Here is a 19,452-nt window from a genome sequence, read left to right as displayed (position 1 = left end):
GAGATGACCTCAACACAAGCAATTTTTGAAAAGGTTCAGGAAGTCAAGAAGACAATCAATACGGCCACAACGGCTGAGAAAAACCATGCTTTAGAAGAAATGGCAAGTCAGCTCTGGCTTTCTCGTGCGGATATTTTAGCAGCCAATGAATTGGATATGACCACAGCTAAAGGTAAGATTTCAGATGTGATGCTGGACCGACTCTATCTGGACGAGGATCGCATTGCTGCCATGGCTGAGGGCATTCGCCAGCTGATTGACTTGGAGGATCCTGTAGGGCAAGTCTTGGAAAAAACCGAGCTTGAGAACGGTCTTGTCATCAGTAAAAAGCGGGTGGCTATGGGTGTGATTGGTATTATTTACGAGAGCCGGCCTAACGTCACCTCTGACGCTGCAGCTCTTGCCCTAAAGAGTGGCAGTGCAGTCGTCCTCAGAAGCGGCAAGGATGCTTATCAGACAGCGCTAGCTATTGTTACAGCTTTGAAAGAAGGCTTGGCTCAGACGAAGATTTCGCCGGATTGTATCCAGTTGGTTTCTGATACCAGCCGGGCTTCAGCCCAGGCTATGATGAAGGCCAAGGGATATCTGGATTTGCTCATTCCTCGTGGAGGTGCCGGACTGATTCAGGCGGTTGTGGAAAATGCAACTGTGCCGGTTATTGAGACAGGTACTGGAATTGTCCATGTCTATGTAGATAAGGATGCTGATCAAGACAAGGCTTTGGCGATTATTGAGAATGCCAAGACCAGTCGCCCTTCTGTCTGCAATGCCATGGAGGTACTGCTGGTTCACGAAGAGATTGCAGCTGCATTTTTACCACGTTTGCAGAAGATGCTGGTGACAGATCGTGATGCTGCGCAAGAAAAAGCTGTTGAATTACGTTTGGATGAGAAAGCGGCTCAGTATATTTCGGGCTCGCAAGCTAGACCGGAAGATTTTGATACCGAATTTTTGGACTATATCTTAGCGGTCAAGCTAGTTTCTTCGCTGGAAGAAGCGGTGGAGCATATTGAGGCTCACAGCACCCATCACTCGGATGCCATTGTGACGGAGAACGCTGCAGCAGCAGCTTACTTTACAGAGCAAGTGGATAGCGCAGCAGTTTATGTCAATGCCTCAACCCGTTTTACAGACGGTGGTCAATTTGGCCTTGGCTGCGAAATGGGGATTTCTACTCAGAAACTGCATGCCAGAGGTCCTATGGGACTGAAAGAGTTGACCAGCTATAAATACGTCATCCAAGGGACTGGTCAAGTGAGGAAATAATGATGAAAATTGGATTTATCGGTCTGGGAAATATGGGTGGTAGTCTCGCTCGCCTAGTTGCCCAAGATGAAAGATATAGAAGCGAATTACTATTAGCCAATCGCAGTCGTGACAAGACTGAAAAGATTGCTGCGGAAGTTGGTGGACAACCGGTCAGTAATGAAGAAGTTTTTTCTCAGGCAGAGGTGATTTTCCTTGGCATCAAACCAGCTCAATTTGCTGACATGCTGGCTGAGTATCAGGAAATTCTAGAAAAACGGGAGTCTATTTTGTTGGTTTCAATGGCTGCTGGTCTGAGTTTGGAAATATTAGAAAAATTGACACCTAGCCACCATCGTTGGATTCGGATCATGCCTAATACACCAGTAGCTGTTGGCGAGGGTGTTATTAGCTATGCCTTATCCCAGCAGGCGAATCAAGCAGACGAAGATTTGTTGCGTGAGCTACTGTCTTCTGCTGGCCTTTTGGTCAAACTAGAGGAGAAGCAATTGGATGCAGCGACAGCTCTTGCTGGCTGTGGACCAGCCTTCGTCTATCTCTTTATAGAGGCTTTAGCGGATGCTGGTGTCCGAGCAGGACTCAGTCGCGATATATCGCTTGAACTGGCCAATCAAACCCTTTTAGGCGCTGCCAAGCTAAGTCAGGTCAGTGGGCAACATCCGGCTCAACTCAAAGACCAGGTCTGCAGTCCGTCCGGTTCGACCATCGCCGGGGTAGTCAGTTTGGAAGAAAATGCCTTTCGAGGAACGGTCATGGATGCCGTTCAAGCTGCTTACAAGAGGACGCAGGAGTTGGGGAATAATTGATTTAGATCTTCAATTTTTTTAGATTATAGAAAGGGTGTGACATGCGAGGACAATTTTTGTCTTTACAGGATCACTCTTTTTTTCTTTGTTTGATAATCAAATAAGTCCTCTCTTTAAAACTGTGGTATAATATGTACTATGCAAACCAAACCGACTTCTGCTTATGTGCACATTCCTTTTTGTACTCAGATTTGTTATTACTGCGATTTTTCCAAGGTTTTTATCAAAAATCAGCCAGTAGATAGTTATCTGGAGCATTTGATTGAGGAGTATGATTCTTACGACATCAAAAAGCTCCGTACCCTCTATATCGGTGGCGGAACTCCGACCGCTCTATCGGCGCGTCAGTTGGCTTTTTTGTTGGAAAAACTGACGGACAAGCTGGACTTGTCTTATCTAGAAGAGTTGACCATCGAAGCCAATCCCGGGGACTTGGACCAGGAAAAGATTGCTGTTCTTAAAGACTCGCCTGTCAATCGAGTTTCGCTGGGTGTACAGACTTTCAATGATCGCATGCTCAAGCAGATTGGTCGCAGTCACTCAGAAAAGGACATCTATGAGAATATTGCCAATCTCAAAAAAGCGGGTTTTGATAATATCTCGATTGACCTGATTTATGCCCTGCCCAAGCAGACTATGGAAGATGTGAAAATCAATGTAGCCAAGGCTATTGCCCTAGACATTCCCCACATGAGTCTGTACAGCTTGATTTTGGAAAATCATACGGTCTTCATGAATCGGATGCGGCGAGGGAAGCTGCCTCTGCCCAAGGAAGATTTGGAAGCGGAGATGTTTGAATACATTATAGCTGAGCTGGAAAAGGCCGGCTTCGAGCATTATGAGATTTCAAACTTTTCCAAGCCAGGCTTTGAGAGCCGCCACAATCTCATGTACTGGGACAATGCGGAATATTATGGTGTTGGAGCGGGAGCGTCTGGCTATGTCGATGGTGTTCGCTATAAAAACCATGGACCGATTCGTCATTATCTGCAGGCAGTAGAAGCGGGCAATGCCCGTGTGCAGGAAGAAGTGCTGACACTGAATGAAAAGATGGAAGAAGAGATGTTTCTAGGATTGCGGAAGAAGTCAGGTGTTTCTAAAAAGCGTTTTGAGGAAAAATTCGGTGTTTCCTTTGAAGATCAGTACGGGGCTGTCGTGGCTGAACTGACTGAGCAGGGTTTGCTAGTGCCAGACAGAGACATCGTGCGCATGACCAAACAAGGCCTCTTTTTGGGCGATACGGTTGCTGAGAAATTTATATTGGAGTAAATCATGGGCGTAACTTATCAAATGAAAATGAAAATTCCTTTTGATATGGCGGATTTGAATGGCCATATCAAGCTGCCGGATGTCATCCTGCTGTCCTTGCAGGTATCGGGGATGCAGTCAATCGAGCTTGGCGTCAGTGACAAGGATATGCTGGATCAGTATAACCTAGTCTGGATTATCACGGACTATGATATCGATGTGACACGATTGCCGCGATTTGCAGAGGAGATTACCATTGAGACAGAAGCTTTGACCTACAATCGGCTCTTTTGCTACCGTCGCTTCACGATTTTTGATGAAGCGGGTGAGGCCATTATCCAGATGATGGCAACCTTTGTTCTTATGGATCGCGATAGCCGAAAGGTTCGTGCCGTTGATCCGGAGATTGTCGCTCCTTACCAGTCTGATTTTTCCAAGAAATTACTGCGCGGTCCTAAGTATCCAGACTTGAAAAATCCTGTCAGCAAGGACTACCATGTGCGCTTTTACGACTTGGATATGAACGGCCATGTAAATAATAGCAAGTATCTGGACTGGATCTTTGAGGTAATGGGTGCAGACTTCCTGATGAAACACATTCCCAAGAAAGTCCAACTCAAGTATGTCAAGGAAGTCCGTCCGGGCGGTATGATTGCTTCTAGCTATGACCTAGAAGGTCTGCAGAGCAATCATCAGATTTCCAGTGACGGGGAAGTCAATGCCCAGGCTTTAGTAACCTGGCAAGAGTTTAAACAAGAGAATTGGGAAGAGCAGAAATGACTTATAAAGGATATTTGATTGATTTAGACGGGACGATTTATAAGGGAAAGAGTCGGATTCCGGCTGGTGAAGCTTTTGTACATGAGCTGCAGAAGCGCAAGATTCCCTATCTTTTCGTGACTAATAATACCACGCGTACGCCAGAAGCAGTGCAGACCATGCTGGCTGCAAATTTCAATATTGAGACGCCACTTGAAACTATTTACACAGCTACTTTAGCTACCATTGATTATATGCAGGAGAAAAATCTGGGCAAGAAAGTCTATGTTATCGGTGATGTCGGGCTTAAACATGCCATTGAAGAAGCTGGATACATAGAGGATACAGAAAATCCTGACTATGTAGTAGTGGGTCTGGACTGGGAAGTGGACTATGAGAAGCTGACAATAGCGACTCTGGCTATTCAAAAGGGTGCTCACTTTATCGGAACCAATCCAGATCTCAACATTCCGACTGAGCGAGGTTTGCAGCCGGGAGCTGGCGCAATCAACTCCCTCTTGGAAGCAGCCACTCGGGTTGAACCGACCTTTATCGGCAAGCCCAATGCCATCATCATGGAAAAAGCCATAGAGCATCTAGGGTTGGCGCGTGAAGAAGTGGTCATGGTGGGTGATAACTATCTGACAGATATTCGAGCGGGAATCGACAATGGGATTCCGACCCTTTTGGTCACAACAGGCTTTACCCTGCCAGAAGAGGTACCCAATCTGCCGATCCAACCGACGCATGTCTTGCCCAGTCTAGCGGAGTGGGACTTCGATGCGTGATAAGTTGAGATTTTTAGCCAGCGTCTTGTGCTTGCTGGCAGTAGCCATCCTGCTAACCATTTATCTGGCTTGGTTTTTATACCCGATGGAGATTTCTCATTTCAACTTGCCGGATAAGGTGTATTTGAAAGCAGAGACCATTCAGTATAATTTTAATATTTTGATGAATTACCTGACCAATCCTTTTAATCAGAAACTGGCGATGCCAGATTTTCGTTCGTCAGCTGCAGGGCTACATCATTTTCAGGTGGTCAAGTATCTTTTTCATTTGGCGCAAGCTATTTTTCTAGTTACTCTGCCTGCTTTGATTTTCTTTATCAAAAAAGTAGTCAAAAAGGGATTTTTAGGTCTCTACAGGCGGGCTTTTCTGGTGATTAGTCTCTTGCCGTTTGTCTTTGCTGGACAGGCCTTTCTGATTGGTTTTAACAATTTTTTTACACTCTTTCATCAAGTTCTCTTTGCCGGAGACAATACCTGGATGTTTGATCCAACTAAGGATCCAGTCATTTGGATTCTACCAGAAGAATTTTTCATGCACGCCTTTATTCTTTTTGCTTTACTTTATGAGGGAATCTTTTTAACCTTGTATTTCCTGAGCCGAAAGGGTAAGGAGAAAATTTAATATAGGAGATTTTATGTATTATATACCCGAACCTTTAAATCCTAAAAAAGATCTAGGACGATTTTCGGCGACTTGCTTTACTTATTTATGGGTCATGCTTGCTTCTGTTTTCGTTTATGCATTTGTAGCTTTTTTCGTTATTATGCCAGGGCAAGATATGGATATCCAAAAGACCCAGGAAGTTCTCACTAAATTTATTGAAAAGGACGGTGGAGCCTATATTATAGCTTCCTGTCTCGGTGTTCTTACTTTCACGGTGTCTAGGGGTAAGCAGCTCTTTAAATACGACCTTCGCCGTAAGGGGCGGAAGATGACTCCTAAAGTTTTCTTTTATATGATTTGCTTCCTTTTGTTCGCCCAATTGTTTACAGCTGTTGTTAATCAGATGATGCAGGCTATCATGCAACTCTTCAATCTAGATCTTTCTAGTATGGAATCAGGAGGCGGCGGTTCTGAAACTCTGACCATGCTGATTTATTCATCTTTGATGGCTCCAGTTACGGAGGAAATCATTTTTAGAGGTGCTGGATTGCGAGCATTAGAGAAGCATGGAAAGGTTTTTGCCATTCTTCTGACTGCGATTTTGTTTGGTCTCTTTCACGAAAATCTTTATCAATTTTATTTTGCTAGTTTGATTGGTTTAGGCTTTGGTTATATCGCTTTTGAGTATTCGATTATCTGGTCTATCATTTTTCATGCTCTCAATAACTTTGTCATAGCAGAAGGGATAGCTTTTCTTTCAAAAAAAGCTCCAGAGCCTATTGTTAACATCGTTTTTTACGGCCTATTAATCGCTGGCAGCACAGTATTTCTTTTGCTTTTAATCTTGAAGTGGCCAAAATTTAAGGAATACATTGACGCCAATCGTTCGCTCCCAGGGACCTACCGACAGGCTTTTAAATCAGTCTGGTTCTGGGTTCTGGTTGTGTTTACTTTTCTTGGAACTTTTCTGCCTGTCATGGCAGCCTATCTTGTATCCTTGATCAATAATAGCTAATTGCCTTTTATTTGGCAGTTATGCAACATATTTAAGGAGTTGGATATAGCCCAGCTCTTTTTTTGTTCGGCAAAAAGATAGAAATTGAAAGCTTTTGATAGAAAATGCTTGACATTGAAAATTAAAGAGGTATAATAATAATCGTAAACGATTTCAAAGGAGGTGCTTTATGCTGAAGTCGGAAAGAAAGCAAGTTATTCTAGAGACAGTCATAAGAGAAAAATTTGTTTCTCTAGACTATCTAGTACATGCTTTAAACACTTCAGAATCAACTATCAGAAGAGATTTGGATGAGTTGGAGAGTGAGCACAAGCTGCGACGAGTTCATGGTGGAGCCGAGAGCCTTCATTTTCTACAAGAAGAGGAGAGTAATCAGGAAAAATCTATCAAAAGCATTCAAGAAAAGACAGCTATTGCCAAAATGGCAGCAAGCTTGATTCAAGAGCATGATGTGATTTTTATTGATGCGGGGACAACCAATGAGCTTTTAGTCAATGAGCTGCATGACCCTAGAGTGACTGTTGTCACCAACTCCATTCACCATGCGACCAAGTTGATAGAGCGCAATATACCGACAGTCATTATCGGCGGAAAGGTCAAGCGCTCAACAGATGCCAGCATTGGCGGTGTTGCCCTAAATCAAATCGGTCAGTTAAATTTCGATAAAGCCTTTATTGGAATGAATGGCATTGACGATGGCTTCTTTACCACTCCAGACATGGAGGAAGGAGCTGTCAAAAGAGCGATTTTGGAGAATGCTAAGAAGACTTATGTCTTGGCTGATCTTTCTAAACTAGGACAGACGTCCTTTGTCAAGGTTGCTCCTCTTGCCAAAGCAAGCATCATTACTAATCAAAATGAATCGGAAGTGATTCAAGCGCTCAAAGAAAAAACGGAGGTGATTGAGGTATGATTTATACTGTCACACTAAACCCTTCCATCGACTATATTGTCCGTCTGGACAAAGTCCTTATAGGAAGCGTCAATCGGATGGACAGTGACGATAAATTCGCTGGCGGAAAGGGAATCAATGTTAGCCGAGTTCTCAAACGTCTAGGTATTGAGAATACAGCGACTGGCTTTATCGGTGGTTTTACTGGCAAGTTCATCACAGATACTCTGGAAGAGGAAGGAATCTCAAGCCATTTTGTAGAAGTTGAGCAGGATACTCGTATCAATGTCAAAATTAAAGCGGATGCTGAGACAGAAATTAACGGACCTGGTCCAGAAATTTCCAGTCAGAAACTAGAAGAACTTGAGAAGTTCCTTTCTTCTCTGACTTCAGGAGATACAGTAGTCTTCGCAGGCAGCAGTCCTAAAAATCTAGGAAATGTTATCTACAAGGAGTTGATTGGCTTAACCAGAAAGACAGGAGCACAAGTGGTCTGTGACTTTGAAGGTCAGACCTTGTTGGATTCTTTAGAGTTTGAGCCGCTCTTAGTCAAACCTAACAACCACGAACTAGGTGATATTTTCGGGGTCAAGCTTGAAAGTTTGGATCAGATTGAGAGTTATGCCCGTCAAATCTTAGACAAGGGTGCCCAACATGTTATTATTTCCATGGCTGGCGACGGTGCCTTGCTGGTAACTCAAGAGGGTGCCTATTTCGCTAAACCTATCAAGGGCAATGTGAAAAATTCTGTTGGTGCTGGTGACTCTATGGTGGCTGGATTTACCGGAGAGTTTGTCCGCTCTGGCGATGTTATTCAAGCCTTCAAATGGGGAGTGGCCTGCGGAACGGCGACTACCTTCTCAGATGACTTGGCGACAGCTGATTATATAAAAGAAATCTATGAAAAAGTAGAGGTAGAAAAAATATGAAAATTCAAGACTTACTAAGAAAAGATGTGATGTTGCTGGATTTGCAGGCAACAGAGAAAAAAGCTGTTATCGAAGAAATGATTCAAAGCCTAGTGGATCATGGCTATGTGACAGACTTTGAGACTTTCAAAGAAGGGATTTTGGCTCGTGAAGCCTTGACTTCTACAGGCTTGGGTGACGGAATCGCTATGCCTCACAGCAAAAATGCTGCAGTGAAAGAAGCGACTGTCCTTTTTGCCAAGTCAAATAAAGGCGTCGATTATGAAAGTTTGGATGGCCAACCAACTGATCTTTTCTTCATGATTGCAGCTCCAGAAGGTGCTAACGATACTCACTTGGCTGCCTTGGCTGAATTGTCTCAATACCTTATGAAGGATGGTTTTGCGGATAAATTGCGTCAAGTGACTTCGCCTGATCAGGTGATTGAACTCTTTGACCAAGCTTCGGAAAAAGCAGAGGAACCTGTTGTTGTTGAACCTGCTAATGAAGGTGGTGATTTCCTTGTAGCTGTAACAGCTTGTACGACAGGAATTGCGCATACTTACATGGCTCAAGAGGCTTTGCAGAAGGTTGCAGCTGAAATGGGTGTTGGCATCAAGATTGAAACCAACGGTGCCAGTGGTGTCGGAAATAAACTGACAGCAGAAGATATCAAAAATGCCAAAGCTGTTATCATCGCTGCTGATAAAGCGGTAGAGATGAATCGTTTTGATGGCAAGCCGTTAATTAAACGACCTGTTGCGGATGGTATTCGTAAGACGGAAGAACTAATCAATCAGGCTCTTTCAGGAAATGCTGAAATTTACAAGGCAGCCAATGGTGGCGGTACGGCAGAATCCGGCGATGAGAAACTTAGCCTGGGAGCTGCTTTCTACAAGCACTTGATGAGCGGTGTTTCCCAAATGTTGCCATTCGTTATCGGTGGCGGGATTATGATTGCTATCTCATTCTTGCTCGATCAAGGGGTTCCTAAAGATCAGTTGAGTCACTTGGGGAATTATAATGGTTTGTCAGCTCTCTTCAATCAGATTGGTGGAGCAGCCTTTGGCTTCATGGTTCCTGTATTAGCTGCTTATATTGCATATTCCATTGCTGAAAAACCTGGATTGGTGGCTGGTTTTGTGGCAGGTGCAATTGCTAAAGCAGGTATTGCTTATGGAAATATTCCAGTATACAAAGAACTTGCAAATAAAACTCCGGAACAAGCTGAAGCAATTTTGAAATCGCTAGCTGAATCCCAAGTTTCATCTGGTTTCCTAGGAGCTTTGGTAGGCGGTTTCTTAGCTGGTGGTATCGTACTATTGCTTAGAAAATACATCAAAGTTCCTCGTTCACTTGAAGGTGTTAAATCTATTCTTCTTCTCCCTTTGTTAGGTGTTGCTCTTACCGGGTTTGCTATGTTGGCAGTAAACATTCCTATGTCAGCGATTAATACAGCTCTTAATGACTTCCTTATGAGCTTGAGTGGTACATCAGCAGTTATTCTTGGACTTCTGGTAGGAGGAATGATGGCTGTCGATATGGGGGGGCCTGTTAATAAGGCTGCTTATACTGTGGGTACTCTTTCTTTGGCTGAATCATTGACAAGTGGTGGTTCAACTGTTATGGCGGCTGTTATGGCAGCTGGTATGGTTCCGCCTTTAGCAGTGTTTGTAGCAACAGTTCTTTTCAAAAATAAATTTACAGAAGAAGAGCGTGACTCTGGAATTACCAACATCGTTATGGGACTATCTTTCATCACAGAAGGAGCTATTCCATTTGGAGCTGCTGACCCAGCCCGTGCTATTCCAAGCTTTATCGTCGGTTCAGCCCTTACAGGTGCTCTTGTAGGCTTGTCTGGTATCAAGCTAATGGCTCCTCATGGAGGAATCTTTGTGATCGGATTGACAAATAATCCAATCCTTTACTTGGTATATGTATTGATTGGTGCAGTAGTCAGCGGTATTATCTTTGGTTACCTGCGCAAACCACTTAAAAAATAATATTTAAAAGAATCTCGCTTGTCAGTGAGATTCTTTTTTGTGTTTTCCGGCCTGCAAATTTTAGCATGGAAACTTCGCTCGATATATGGTATAATGGGCCTATCGCATATTTTTAGGAGAATAAAAATGAACATACAGCGCGAAAAAGAATTTGTTAGTCAGTACCATTTTGACGCCCGAAATTTTGAGTGGGAAAAAGAAAATGGAACACCTGAAACCAAGGTTGATGTGAATTTCCAATTGGTCAAAAGAGACATCGAAGCCCACACAACTTCATTGATTGTGATTTTGACTTTTATGATTGTTTTTGAGAATTTTGTTATCAGCGGAACCATTTCGCAAGCTAACCACATTCACGGTCGTCTTATTGAGGAACCGAGTGAATTTGACCACGATGAAGTAGAAGAGCTGGCTCGGCCTTGCTTAACTATGCTCAACCGCTTGACTTATGAAGTGACAGAAATTGCTCTGGATTTGCCAGGCATTAATTTGGAGTTTTAATCATGAAGTTAGCGGTTATCACAGATTCATCGGCCTATCTGCCGGCTTCCCTACTGGAGAATGAAAATCTTTTCGTCTTGGATATTCCGGTCGTGATTGACGGTGAGTCTTATGTCGAAGGAAGAAACTTAACAGCTAGTGAATTTTATGAAAAAATGGCTCAGTCAGATGAATTGCCCAAGACCAGTCAGCCTAGCATTGCGGACCTAGAAGAGATTCTTACCATTCTAGACGGCAAAGACTATACCCATGTTCTGGGACTCTTTCTATCTAGCGGAATTTCTGGTTTTTATCAAAACATTCAGTATCTGAAAGATGAATTTCATGGTTTGCAAATTGCCTTTCCAGATTCTAAGATTACCAGTGCACCGCTCGGTATTATGGTTCAATCTGCTCTAGAGTGGGCAGAAGAAGGACTAGATTTTGAAACAATTTTAGCCAATGTCCAGAAGCAGATCGATGGGACCAGCGCTTTTATCATGGTGGATGACTTGAACCACTTGGTAAAAGGAGGACGCCTGTCTAACGGTGCAGCTATTCTGGGAAATCTGCTCAGTATCAGGCCTATTCTGTATTTTAACGATCATGGTGTGATAGAGGTTTTTGAAAAGATTCGGACGGAGAAGAAGGCTACCAAGCGTATGCTGGAACTTGTCCAAGAAGGAATGGCGGGCGGTGCTTATCAGGTTATGGTTATCCATGGCAATGCGCCAGAAAAGGCAGCTGAGCTTCAGCAGAATCTGCTAGACATTGGTATTGCAGGTGAAGTCCCTATCGCAACCTTTGGCAGCGTCATTGGAACACACCTAGGCAAGGGTAGCGTTGCACTTGTTTATATTCCTGTGATTTGATTGTCTGAGTGCCTGAGCTTGTCTCTGTAAGGAGGAGAAACATGAGTATCAAAGTTATTATTGCTGGTTTTAAAGGGAAAATGGGCCAAGCAGCCTATAAAATGGTAACAGAAGATTCTGAACTAGAATTAGTTGGACTGCTGGATCCCTTTACGGATGAAAAAGAAGTGGCTGGTGTTCCCGTCTTTAATGCCAAGGAAGAATTGGCTGGACTGGAAGCCCATGTCTGGGTTGATTTTACAACCCCAAAAGTAGCTTATGACAATACTCACTTCGCTCTGGAACAGGGATTTTGCCCGGTGGTTGGAACGACAGGTTTTACTCCTGAGCAGTTGGAAGAGTTAATCAAACTGTCTAGAGAAAAGGAGCTGGGCGGATTGATTGCTCCGAACTTTGCTTTGGGAGCTGTTTTGCTGATGAAGTTTGCAGCACAGGCAGCCAAGTATTTCCCAAATGTAGAAATTATCGAGTTGCATCATGATCAGAAAAAGGATGCTCCGAGTGGGACGGCTATCAAGACAGCCGAGCTCATCAGTCAAGTCAGACCAAGCAAGCAGCAGGGAGCTGCTGATGAGGAAGAGTCTATAGTTGGCGCCCGCGGAGCTGATTTCGATGGCATGCGTATTCATTCGGTCCGCTTGCCAGGTTTGGTTGCCCATCAAGAAGTAATCTTTGGTAGCCAGGGAGAGGGATTGACGCTGCGGCATGATTCCTATGACCGTGCTTCCTTTATGACAGGAGTTAATCTTGCCATTAAAGAGGTTGTCAAACGCTCAGAATTAGTCTATGGATTGGAACATTTACTATGAGATTAGAAACTCTGCCTTCTGAATTTCAGGAGGCTTTGCCAGTATTAGAGAAGATAAAAGCGGCTGGCTTTGAAGCTTATTTTGTTGGGGGCTCTGTTCGCGATGCCCTTTTACAGCGACCTATTCACGATGTGGATATCGCTAGCTCCAGCTATCCTGAGGAAACTAAACGTATTTTTGACCGGACAGTTGATGTGGGGATTGAGCATGGAACCGTCTTGGTTCTGGAAAATAACCGTGAATACGAAGTGACAACTTTTCGGACCGAGGATGTCTATGTGGACTACCGCAGACCTAGTAAGGTTTCTTTTGTGCGTTCTTTGGAGGAAGACCTCAAGCGGCGCGATTTCACCATCAATGCCCTAGCTTTGGATGAAAACGGCCAGGTCATTGATCTTTTCCATGGTCTAAATGACTTGGAAAATCGGATTTTGCGGGCAGTTGGAACTGCTGCAGAGCGCTTTAATGAAGATGCTCTCCGCATTATGCGGGGCTTTCGTTTTCAAGCTGCCTTGGATTTTGACCTAGAGCAAGATACTTTTGCGGCTATGAAGGATTGTGCTCCTTTGCTTGAAAAGATTTCGGTTGAACGAATTTTTATCGAATTCGACAAGCTCTTGCTGGCTCCGTTTTGGCGCAAGGGTTTAGAGGCACTCTTGACAAGCGGTGCCATAGAATTTTTGCCAGATTTGAAGGGAAGCAGAGCTAAGTTAGAAAGGCTTTTCGAGTTGGCTTCAGATTTTCGCTTTTCAGCGTCTGAGCAGGCTTGGGCAGCCCTTTTGCTAGCCTTGGATGTGCAAAATGTCAAAGGCTTTCTAAAAGACTGGAAGACCTCTCGTGAATTTGCCAAGAAAGTAGAAGATTTGGTTGAGATTGCGGCCATTCGCTCAGAACGAAACCTGACCAAGCGAGACTGCTATGACTATGATATTGACTTATTGCAACAAGCAGAAGAGCTTCGACATGCGCAAGGTTTGGCAGTGGACTTCTCTGCCATTCAAAATCTTGATGCCAGTCTGACTATTCATAACAAGCAGGAAATGGCGGTCAATGGCGGCATGCTGATGCGGGAGTTCGGCTTTGAACCAGGACCAAAACTTGGTCAAATTCTGAAAGAGTTGGAATACGCTATTGTAGATGGCCATTTGCCTAATAATTTAGAGGCCATTTATGCTTATATCGAGGAGAAGAAATGAGCGATTTTATCGTTGACAAGCTAACCAAATCAGTAGGTGATAAGACTGTTTTTCGGGATATTTCCTTTATCATTCATGATTTAGATCGGATTGGTCTGATTGGTGTCAATGGAACAGGAAAGACAACGCTGCTGGATGTCTTGTCGGGCAAGTCGGGCTTTGACGGAGATGTCAGCCCTTTTTCTGCTAAGACGGGCTATAAGATTGCTTATCTGACTCAGGAGCCTGATTTCGATGAAGAGCAAACGGTGCTTGACACTGTTCTATCAAGTGATTTACGGGAAATGCAGTTGATTCGAGAGTATGAGCTGCTCCTGACGGCTTATGATGAAAGCCAACAGTCAAGACTAGAAGCGGTTATGTCTGAGATGGATTCACTACATGCTTGGGAAATAGAAAGTCAAGTCAAGACGGTCCTGTCCAAGCTTGGTCTGACTAATCTGTCACTTAAGGTTGGTCAGCTATCAGGAGGCCTTCGTCGCCGAGTTCAGCTAGCTCAGGTTCTCTTAGGCGATGCCGATTTGCTCTTGCTGGATGAGCCGACCAACCACCTAGATATTGATACCATTGAATGGCTGACGCATTTCTTGAAAAATTCAAAGAAGACCGTGCTTTTTATCACCCATGATCGCTATTTCTTGGATAATATTTCGACACGGATTTTTGAGCTGGATGGCGGTCGCTTGATTGAATACCAGGGAAATTATCAAGACTATGTCCGTCTTAAGGCAGAGCAGGATGAGCAGGATGTGGCCTTGCTTCATAAGAAGCAGCAGTTATACAAGCAGGAGCTTTCTTGGATGCGACGGCAGCCTCAGGCTCGGGCAACCAAGCAACAGGCTCGTATCAATCGTTTCCATGACCTCAAGAAAGATTTGGCAGGCCAGACGACTGAGAGCAATCTAGAAATGAATTTTGAAACCAGCCGTATTGGTAAGAAGGTTATCGAGTTTCAAAACGTAGACTTTGCTTATGACCAGAAGCCTATTCTCTCTCAGTTTAGCCTTTTAATCCAGAACAAGGACCGCATTGGGATCGTCGGAGATAACGGTGTCGGCAAGTCGACCTTGCTCAATCTGATTGCCGGTAAACTTCAGCCTCAGGCTGGCCAGCTTATTGTAGGGGAGACAGTCCGAGTGGCCTATTTCTCTCAGCAGATTGAGGGCTTGGATGAGTCTAAGCGAGTCATTAATTTCCTGCAAGAAGTGGCTGAGGAGGTCAAGATAGGCAGCGGAACGACTTCCATCGCAGAACTCTTGGAGCAGTTTCTTTTTCCTCGTTCTACTCATGGGACTTTAATCGAAAAGCTTTCTGGCGGAGAGAAAAAGCGCCTTTATCTGCTCAAGCTTCTTTTGGAAAAGCCAAATGTCTTGCTTCTTGACGAGCCGACCAATGATTTGGATATTGCGACTCTGACGGTCTTGGAGAATTTTCTGCAAGGCTTTGCCGGGCCAGTTATTACAGTCAGCCACGACCGTTATTTCCTAGACAAGATAGCTAGCAAGATTTTGGCTTTTGAGGATGGGGGTATTAGAGAATTTTTCGGAAATTACACCGATTACTTGGATGAAAAAGCCTTTCTGGCAGAAAGCTCTGCTATTTCCCGAAAGGCGGAAAAGGAAAAATCGGCCAAAGTGCGCGAGGAGAAAAAGCGCATGACCTACTTTGAAAAGCAGGAGTGGGAGTCTATTGAGGCTGATATCGAGGCGCTGGAAGAGCGGATTTCTGAGATTGAAGCGGCTATGCAGGAGAATGGATCTGACTTTGCTCGCCTGTCTGAACTCCAGCAAGAACTGGATGAGCAGAACGAGAAACTGCTGGAAAAATACGAGCGCTATGAATACCTGAGTGGGTTAAACGAATGAAAGAAGTAGTGTTTAGTCAGAGCTGGTTGAAGATATTCATCTTAGCTATATCGGAGAGCACTCTTGCTGTCTTTATGACTACAGTTCTTGTATTACCATCTAAAAACGGATACCTATTATTCGATTCCAATATTTCTGTGATTGAAAAAATGTTTTTAGTGATAGGTACAATTGTTTTTGATTTTCTCTCTATTTTGGTATGGATTTGTTTGTTTAGGGATAAACGTTTTCTTCGTCTAACGGAACAGGGCTTTTACTTTAAACCCCTTCTTTTTAGAGAAGTTTCGTTTTATAGTTGGGAAGAAATCCAGAGAATAGACTATAGAATTGAACGTATTCGACATTATGCAAAATATCAATTATTCAATAAGAGTCATATTTTGACGATTTGTTTTCATTCAGTGGATCCTGCAGTTTTGAAGAGAAGTAGGCTTGCTTCTAGAAAGAGCAAAAGATATAAGTTTGGTATTCCTGAACCGTTAGAAATTACTCTTATGTTATTGAAAAAAGAGAAACCAAAATATATTTATGAAACGATGATGGATTACCATAATCAATGGCGAGCAAATCAGAAGGATATTTAAAGTGAAGATATAGTCCGAACAGTTTCATAAACTGTAAATCTAAAACCTTTAGAGATGGAACGGAGGCATCTATGAAACTAAGATTGGAAAATACCAACTCGAAGAAGACACAAGAACTGGGAAATTTAATCAGATCCTACAATCGCTCTAAAAGAGAGTTCTCCAAAAGTGAGCCTCTTAACATCTATGTAGAAGACGAACAAGGAAATCTGCTGGCTGGTATGGCGGCCGAAACTTTTGGTAATTGGCTGGAGATTGAATATTTGTATGTGAGTGAGGATTTACGAGGGCAAGGCATAGGCTCAAAAATACTTTGTAGGGCTGAACAAGAAGCCAGAGAAAGAAAATGCAAATATTCATTTGTGGATACGTATCGGTTTCAAGCCCCAGATTTTTATAAACAGCACGGCTATACAGAAGTGTTCGCGTTGAAAGAATACCCCTATACTGGTGAAAGATATTATTTTACAAAAGAGTTGTGAGTTTACTTTGGGAATAAAGAAGAATTCGATTTTCACTTTTCTTTATGCAAACCTTTTCCTTACTGAAAAAATCTGATATAATGATGATAAATAAAACACAGAGGAGAATATCATGTCGAAAAAAATAATCGGAATTGACCTTGGTGGAACATCTATTAAGTTTGCTATTTTGACTTCAGAGGGCGAAATTCAAGAAAAATGGTCCATTAAAACCAATATTTTGGACGAAGGAAGCCACATCGTAGAGGATATGATTGAGTCAATCCTGCATCGTTTGGACTTGCTTCAGCTTTCAGCAGAGGATTTTATCGGAATTGGTATGGGATCACCAGGAGTTGTTGACCGAGAAAAGGGCACTGTTATTGGTGCTTACAACCTCAATTGGAAGACGCTGCAGCCGGTCAAGGATAAGATTGAAAAAGCGACTGGGATTCCTTTCTATATTGACAACGATGCTAACGTTGCCGCTTTGGGCGAACGTTGGATAGGTGCTGGAGAGAACCAGCCTGATGTAGTCTTTATGACACTGGGTACAGGTGTTGGCGGAGGAATTGTTGCAGAAGGCAAGCTCTTGCACGGACTTGCTGGAGCAGCAGGGGAGTTGGGTCACATCACTGTTGACTTCGATCAGCCAATTCTGTGTACCTGTGGCAAGAAGGGATGCTTGGAGACGGTTGCATCTGCAACTGGTATTGTCAATCTGACTCGTCGCTATGCTGATGAGTATGCTGGTGATGCTGAGCTGAAAAAACTGATCGACAATGGTGAAGATGTTAATGCAAAGGTTGTCTTCGACTTGGCGAAAGAGGGCGATGAGCTGGCTCTGATTGTCTATCGCAATTTCGCGCGCTATCTAGGAATTGCCTGTGCCAATATCGGCTCTATTCTCAACCCATCTACAATCGTTATTGGTGGTGGCGTATCAGCTGCAGGTGACTTCTTACTTGATGGTGTGCGCAAGGTTTATGAAGAGAATAGCTTCCCGCAGGTTCGTACTTCAACCAAGTTGGCCTTGGCTACTCTTGGAAATGATGCTGGCGTTATCGGGGCAGCTTCATTGGTATTACAATAATTCTACAAGTATGCTTCATTTGTTCTCCTGCAGAAAGGTCTGTAGGAGAATTTTTATAGAAAATTTGCTATACTAGAAAAAGCTCACTGAACGAAGGAGAAATCATGACGTTAGCAGATACGATTTTCAAAGAGAATATTAAAAAAATTATGGAGCAGGGTGTTTTTTCTGAAAATGCCCGTCCGCGCTACAAGGATGGAAATGTAGCTAACTCCAAATATATCACTGGCTCTTTTGCGGAATACGATTTGAGCAAGGGAGAATTCCCAATCACGACTCTGCGCCCTATTGCTATTAAGTCTGCCATCAAGGAAGTCCTTTGGATCTATCAAGACCAGTCTAATAGCTTGGAATTGCTCAATGACAAATACAATGTTCATTATTGGAATGACTGGGAAGTTGGCGATACAGGTACTATTGGGCAGCGCTACGGAGCTGTTGTCAAGAAGCACAATATAATCAATAAAATTCTCCAACAGTTGGAAGCCAATCCTTGGAACCGTCGCAATATCATCTCTCTCTGGGATTATGAAGCTTTTGAAGAAACAGATGGCTTGCTTCCATGCGCTTTTCAAACCATGTTTGATGTTCGGCGTGTAGATGGAGACATTTATCTGGATGCGACTCTGACTCAGCGCTCAAATGATATGTTGGTTGCTCACCACATTAATGCTATGCAGTATGTGGCTCTGCAGATGATGATTGCCAAGCATTTCGGCTGGAAAATTGGCAAGTTCTTTTACTTTATCAATAACTTGCATATCTATGACAATCAGTTCGAGCAGGCGGAGGAACTATTGCGCCGGGAACCTAGCGACTGCCAACCTCGGCTCGTTTTAAATGTGCCGGATGGGACCAATTTCTTTGATATTAAAGCAGAAGATTTTGAGTTATTAGACTATGATCCCGTTAAACCTCAGCTGAAGTTTGATTTGGCTATTTAACGATTTTGATAAGTGTATGCGAAAACAGCCAACCTTTGCAAAAGTTCTGCTTGAATCATACTTTAAACATGCCTTTTTACAGCAAATTTGATAGAATAGAGTTACTAATACAAAGGATAAAAGGATGACAAAGAAGATTATTGCCATTTGGGCTCAGGCAGAGGATGGTCTGATTGGAAAAGACAAGGTTATGCCCTGGCATCTCCCGGCAGAATTGCAGCATTTTAAGGCAACAACCACTGGACATGCTATTTTGATGGGGCGTGTGACCTTTGATGGTCTGCAGCGTCGCGTTTTGCCAAATCGAATCAGCCTGATTTTGAGCAAGGATAAGAACTATCAAGTTGACAATGAGAATGTCTTGCTGTTCAGCAATGTGGAAGATGTCTTGGATTGGTACCACAAGCAAGATAGAAACTTGTATATTATTGGCGGAGCGCAGATTATCAGGGCTTTTGAGCCGTATTTGGAAGAATTGATTCAGACTCAGATTGCTGCTAAGCTGGAAGGAGATACCTATTTCCCTGAGACATTTGACTGGGCTCCTTATCAGGAAGTTAGCAGTGAATTTCATGCCAAAGATGAAAAAAATCCTTATGATTTCACTATAAAAAGATACCGAAGGAAGGACTCGTAAGAATGGAACGTAGTATTTTTGGTTTTTTTACGGCCTTTTTATGTGTCATTTGTCTTATTTGTGCCGTTCAAACCTTTCGGAAAAAGCGGTTTGGACTGGCAGCTTTATTTTTGCTGAATGCTTTTACAAACTTGGTAAATTCCATTCATGCTTTTTATATGACACTTTTTTAACATGTACGAAAGAAAATAAATAGATTTAGAATTTTAGAATTGGAGTAAA

The 19,452-nt window shown here is 43.2% G+C and carries 20 protein-coding genes; all 20 read left to right on the top strand.

Features of this window, described 5'->3' with window-relative positions; translation table 11 throughout:
• Positions 1–3: 3 nt before the first annotated feature.
• The 20 genes from HMPREF9380_RS04250 (at position 4) to HMPREF9380_RS04345 (ending at position 19,230) form a co-directional block, all read left to right on the top strand.
• The gene (locus tag HMPREF9380_RS04250) at positions 4–1,266 is read left to right on the top strand and encodes a glutamate-5-semialdehyde dehydrogenase (RefSeq protein WP_002933884.1); all 1,263 of its coding nucleotides are present in this window, start codon (positions 4–6) and stop codon (positions 1,264–1,266) included.
• A 2-nt stretch (positions 1,267–1,268) separates the two neighbouring features.
• On the top strand, positions 1,269–2,072 hold the full coding sequence (gene proC, locus HMPREF9380_RS04255) for a pyrroline-5-carboxylate reductase (RefSeq protein ID WP_032907413.1): 804 nt from the start codon (positions 1,269–1,271) through the stop codon (positions 2,070–2,072).
• A gap of 138 nt (positions 2,073–2,210) precedes the next feature.
• Complete coding sequence (gene hemW, locus HMPREF9380_RS04260) at positions 2,211–3,341, top strand: radical SAM family heme chaperone HemW (protein ID WP_002933880.1); 1,131 nt, start codon at positions 2,211–2,213, stop codon at positions 3,339–3,341.
• Positions 3,342–3,344: 3 nt separating this feature from the next.
• The gene (locus tag HMPREF9380_RS04265; RefSeq protein WP_002933879.1) at positions 3,345–4,100 is read left to right on the top strand and encodes an acyl-[acyl-carrier-protein] thioesterase; all 756 of its coding nucleotides are present in this window, start codon (positions 3,345–3,347) and stop codon (positions 4,098–4,100) included.
• Positions 4,097–4,867: a TIGR01457 family HAD-type hydrolase gene (locus HMPREF9380_RS04270; RefSeq protein ID WP_002933878.1), complete on the top strand. Its 771-nt coding sequence runs from the start codon at positions 4,097–4,099 to the stop codon at positions 4,865–4,867. The genes HMPREF9380_RS04265 and HMPREF9380_RS04270 overlap by 4 nt, the downstream gene beginning before the upstream one ends.
• Positions 4,860–5,489: a TIGR01906 family membrane protein gene (locus HMPREF9380_RS04275; RefSeq protein ID WP_002933877.1), complete on the top strand. Its 630-nt coding sequence runs from the start codon at positions 4,860–4,862 to the stop codon at positions 5,487–5,489. Before HMPREF9380_RS04270 ends, HMPREF9380_RS04275 begins: the two co-directional genes overlap by 8 nt.
• 13 nt (positions 5,490–5,502) lie before the next feature.
• Positions 5,503–6,486 carry a CPBP family intramembrane glutamic endopeptidase gene (locus tag HMPREF9380_RS04280; protein WP_002933876.1) on the top strand — a complete coding sequence of 328 codons (984 nt, stop codon included), beginning with the start codon at positions 5,503–5,505 and terminating at the stop codon, positions 6,484–6,486.
• 169 nt (positions 6,487–6,655) lie between these two features.
• Complete coding sequence (locus HMPREF9380_RS04285; RefSeq protein ID WP_002933874.1) at positions 6,656–7,399, top strand: DeoR/GlpR family DNA-binding transcription regulator; 744 nt, start codon at positions 6,656–6,658, stop codon at positions 7,397–7,399.
• Positions 7,396–8,307: a 1-phosphofructokinase gene (gene pfkB / locus HMPREF9380_RS04290; protein WP_002933872.1), complete on the top strand. Its 912-nt coding sequence runs from the start codon at positions 7,396–7,398 to the stop codon at positions 8,305–8,307. The genes HMPREF9380_RS04285 and pfkB overlap by 4 nt, the downstream gene beginning before the upstream one ends.
• Entirely contained in the window at positions 8,304–10,289 is a 1,986-nt protein-coding gene (locus tag HMPREF9380_RS04295; RefSeq protein ID WP_002933870.1) for a PTS fructose transporter subunit IIABC, read from the top strand. The genes pfkB and HMPREF9380_RS04295 overlap by 4 nt, the downstream gene beginning before the upstream one ends.
• A gap of 126 nt (positions 10,290–10,415) precedes the next feature.
• Positions 10,416–10,790, top strand: coding sequence for a DUF1149 family protein (locus HMPREF9380_RS04300; protein ID WP_032907411.1), 375 nt, complete (start codon positions 10,416–10,418; stop codon positions 10,788–10,790).
• A 2-nt stretch (positions 10,791–10,792) separates the two neighbouring features.
• Entirely contained in the window at positions 10,793–11,641 is an 849-nt protein-coding gene (locus HMPREF9380_RS04305) for a DegV family protein (protein ID WP_002933866.1), read from the top strand.
• Positions 11,642–11,682: 41 nt separating this feature from the next.
• Positions 11,683–12,450 (top strand): 4-hydroxy-tetrahydrodipicolinate reductase, encoded by a 768-nt coding sequence (dapB, locus tag HMPREF9380_RS04310; protein ID WP_002933864.1) that lies wholly within the window; start codon positions 11,683–11,685, stop codon positions 12,448–12,450.
• Positions 12,447–13,646: a CCA tRNA nucleotidyltransferase gene (locus tag HMPREF9380_RS04315; RefSeq protein WP_002933863.1), complete on the top strand. Its 1,200-nt coding sequence runs from the start codon at positions 12,447–12,449 to the stop codon at positions 13,644–13,646. The genes dapB and HMPREF9380_RS04315 overlap by 4 nt, the downstream gene beginning before the upstream one ends.
• Entirely contained in the window at positions 13,643–15,511 is a 1,869-nt protein-coding gene (locus HMPREF9380_RS04320) for an ABC-F family ATP-binding cassette domain-containing protein (protein ID WP_002933861.1), read from the top strand. Before HMPREF9380_RS04315 ends, HMPREF9380_RS04320 begins: the two co-directional genes overlap by 4 nt.
• Positions 15,508–16,095 (top strand): hypothetical protein, encoded by a 588-nt coding sequence (locus tag HMPREF9380_RS04325; protein WP_002933859.1) that lies wholly within the window; start codon positions 15,508–15,510, stop codon positions 16,093–16,095. Before HMPREF9380_RS04320 ends, HMPREF9380_RS04325 begins: the two co-directional genes overlap by 4 nt.
• Before the next feature lie 71 nt (positions 16,096–16,166).
• Positions 16,167–16,577 carry a GNAT family N-acetyltransferase gene (locus HMPREF9380_RS04330; protein ID WP_002933857.1) on the top strand — a complete coding sequence of 137 codons (411 nt, stop codon included), beginning with the start codon at positions 16,167–16,169 and terminating at the stop codon, positions 16,575–16,577.
• 112 nt (positions 16,578–16,689) lie between these two features.
• A complete protein-coding gene (locus tag HMPREF9380_RS04335) occupies positions 16,690–17,649 on the top strand; it encodes an ROK family glucokinase (RefSeq protein WP_002933854.1) in 960 nt (319 codons plus the stop codon).
• Positions 17,650–17,753: 104 nt separating this feature from the next.
• Entirely contained in the window at positions 17,754–18,593 is an 840-nt protein-coding gene (locus HMPREF9380_RS04340) for a thymidylate synthase (RefSeq protein WP_002933847.1), read from the top strand.
• A gap of 124 nt (positions 18,594–18,717) precedes the next feature.
• Entirely contained in the window at positions 18,718–19,230 is a 513-nt protein-coding gene (locus HMPREF9380_RS04345; RefSeq protein ID WP_002933845.1) for a dihydrofolate reductase, read from the top strand.
• The last annotated feature ends 222 nt before the right edge of the window (positions 19,231–19,452 follow it).

It is taken from the genome of Streptococcus sanguinis SK49, from assembly GCF_000212815.1.
In the GTDB taxonomy this organism is placed as follows: Bacteria; Bacillota; Bacilli; order Lactobacillales; family Streptococcaceae; genus Streptococcus; species Streptococcus sanguinis_C.
The sequence above is the reverse complement of the archived record's forward strand: the minus strand, read 5'-3'. Positions and strand labels throughout refer to the sequence as shown.

Excerpts from the sequence above, each read along its gene's own strand:
- HMPREF9380_RS04315 (WP_002933863.1), top strand. The coding sequence starts at position 12,447 with ATGAGATTAGAAACTCTGCCTTCTGAATTTCAGGAGGCTTTGCCAGTA.
- pfkB (WP_002933872.1), top strand. The coding sequence starts at position 7,396 with ATGATTTATACTGTCACACTAAACCCTTCCATCGACTATATTGTCCGT.
- dapB (WP_002933864.1), top strand. The coding sequence starts at position 11,683 with ATGAGTATCAAAGTTATTATTGCTGGTTTTAAAGGGAAAATGGGCCAA.
- HMPREF9380_RS04275 (WP_002933877.1), top strand. The coding sequence starts at position 4,860 with ATGCGTGATAAGTTGAGATTTTTAGCCAGCGTCTTGTGCTTGCTGGCA.
- proC (WP_032907413.1), top strand. The coding sequence starts at position 1,269 with ATGAAAATTGGATTTATCGGTCTGGGAAATATGGGTGGTAGTCTCGCT.
- HMPREF9380_RS04325 (WP_002933859.1), top strand. The coding sequence starts at position 15,508 with ATGAAAGAAGTAGTGTTTAGTCAGAGCTGGTTGAAGATATTCATCTTA.
- hemW (WP_002933880.1), top strand. The coding sequence starts at position 2,211 with ATGCAAACCAAACCGACTTCTGCTTATGTGCACATTCCTTTTTGTACT.
- HMPREF9380_RS04300 (WP_032907411.1), top strand. The coding sequence starts at position 10,416 with ATGAACATACAGCGCGAAAAAGAATTTGTTAGTCAGTACCATTTTGAC.
- HMPREF9380_RS04305 (WP_002933866.1), top strand. The coding sequence starts at position 10,793 with ATGAAGTTAGCGGTTATCACAGATTCATCGGCCTATCTGCCGGCTTCC.
- HMPREF9380_RS04320 (WP_002933861.1), top strand. The coding sequence starts at position 13,643 with ATGAGCGATTTTATCGTTGACAAGCTAACCAAATCAGTAGGTGATAAG.
- HMPREF9380_RS04335 (WP_002933854.1), top strand. The coding sequence starts at position 16,690 with ATGTCGAAAAAAATAATCGGAATTGACCTTGGTGGAACATCTATTAAG.
- HMPREF9380_RS04270 (WP_002933878.1), top strand. The coding sequence starts at position 4,097 with ATGACTTATAAAGGATATTTGATTGATTTAGACGGGACGATTTATAAG.
- HMPREF9380_RS04285 (WP_002933874.1), top strand. The coding sequence starts at position 6,656 with ATGCTGAAGTCGGAAAGAAAGCAAGTTATTCTAGAGACAGTCATAAGA.
- HMPREF9380_RS04295 (WP_002933870.1), top strand. The coding sequence starts at position 8,304 with ATGAAAATTCAAGACTTACTAAGAAAAGATGTGATGTTGCTGGATTTG.
- HMPREF9380_RS04280 (WP_002933876.1), top strand. The coding sequence starts at position 5,503 with ATGTATTATATACCCGAACCTTTAAATCCTAAAAAAGATCTAGGACGA.
- HMPREF9380_RS04330 (WP_002933857.1), top strand. The coding sequence starts at position 16,167 with ATGAAACTAAGATTGGAAAATACCAACTCGAAGAAGACACAAGAACTG.
- HMPREF9380_RS04340 (WP_002933847.1), top strand. The coding sequence starts at position 17,754 with ATGACGTTAGCAGATACGATTTTCAAAGAGAATATTAAAAAAATTATG.
- HMPREF9380_RS04265 (WP_002933879.1), top strand. The coding sequence starts at position 3,345 with ATGGGCGTAACTTATCAAATGAAAATGAAAATTCCTTTTGATATGGCG.
- HMPREF9380_RS04345 (WP_002933845.1), top strand. The coding sequence starts at position 18,718 with ATGACAAAGAAGATTATTGCCATTTGGGCTCAGGCAGAGGATGGTCTG.
- HMPREF9380_RS04250 (WP_002933884.1), top strand. The coding sequence starts at position 4 with ATGACCTCAACACAAGCAATTTTTGAAAAGGTTCAGGAAGTCAAGAAG.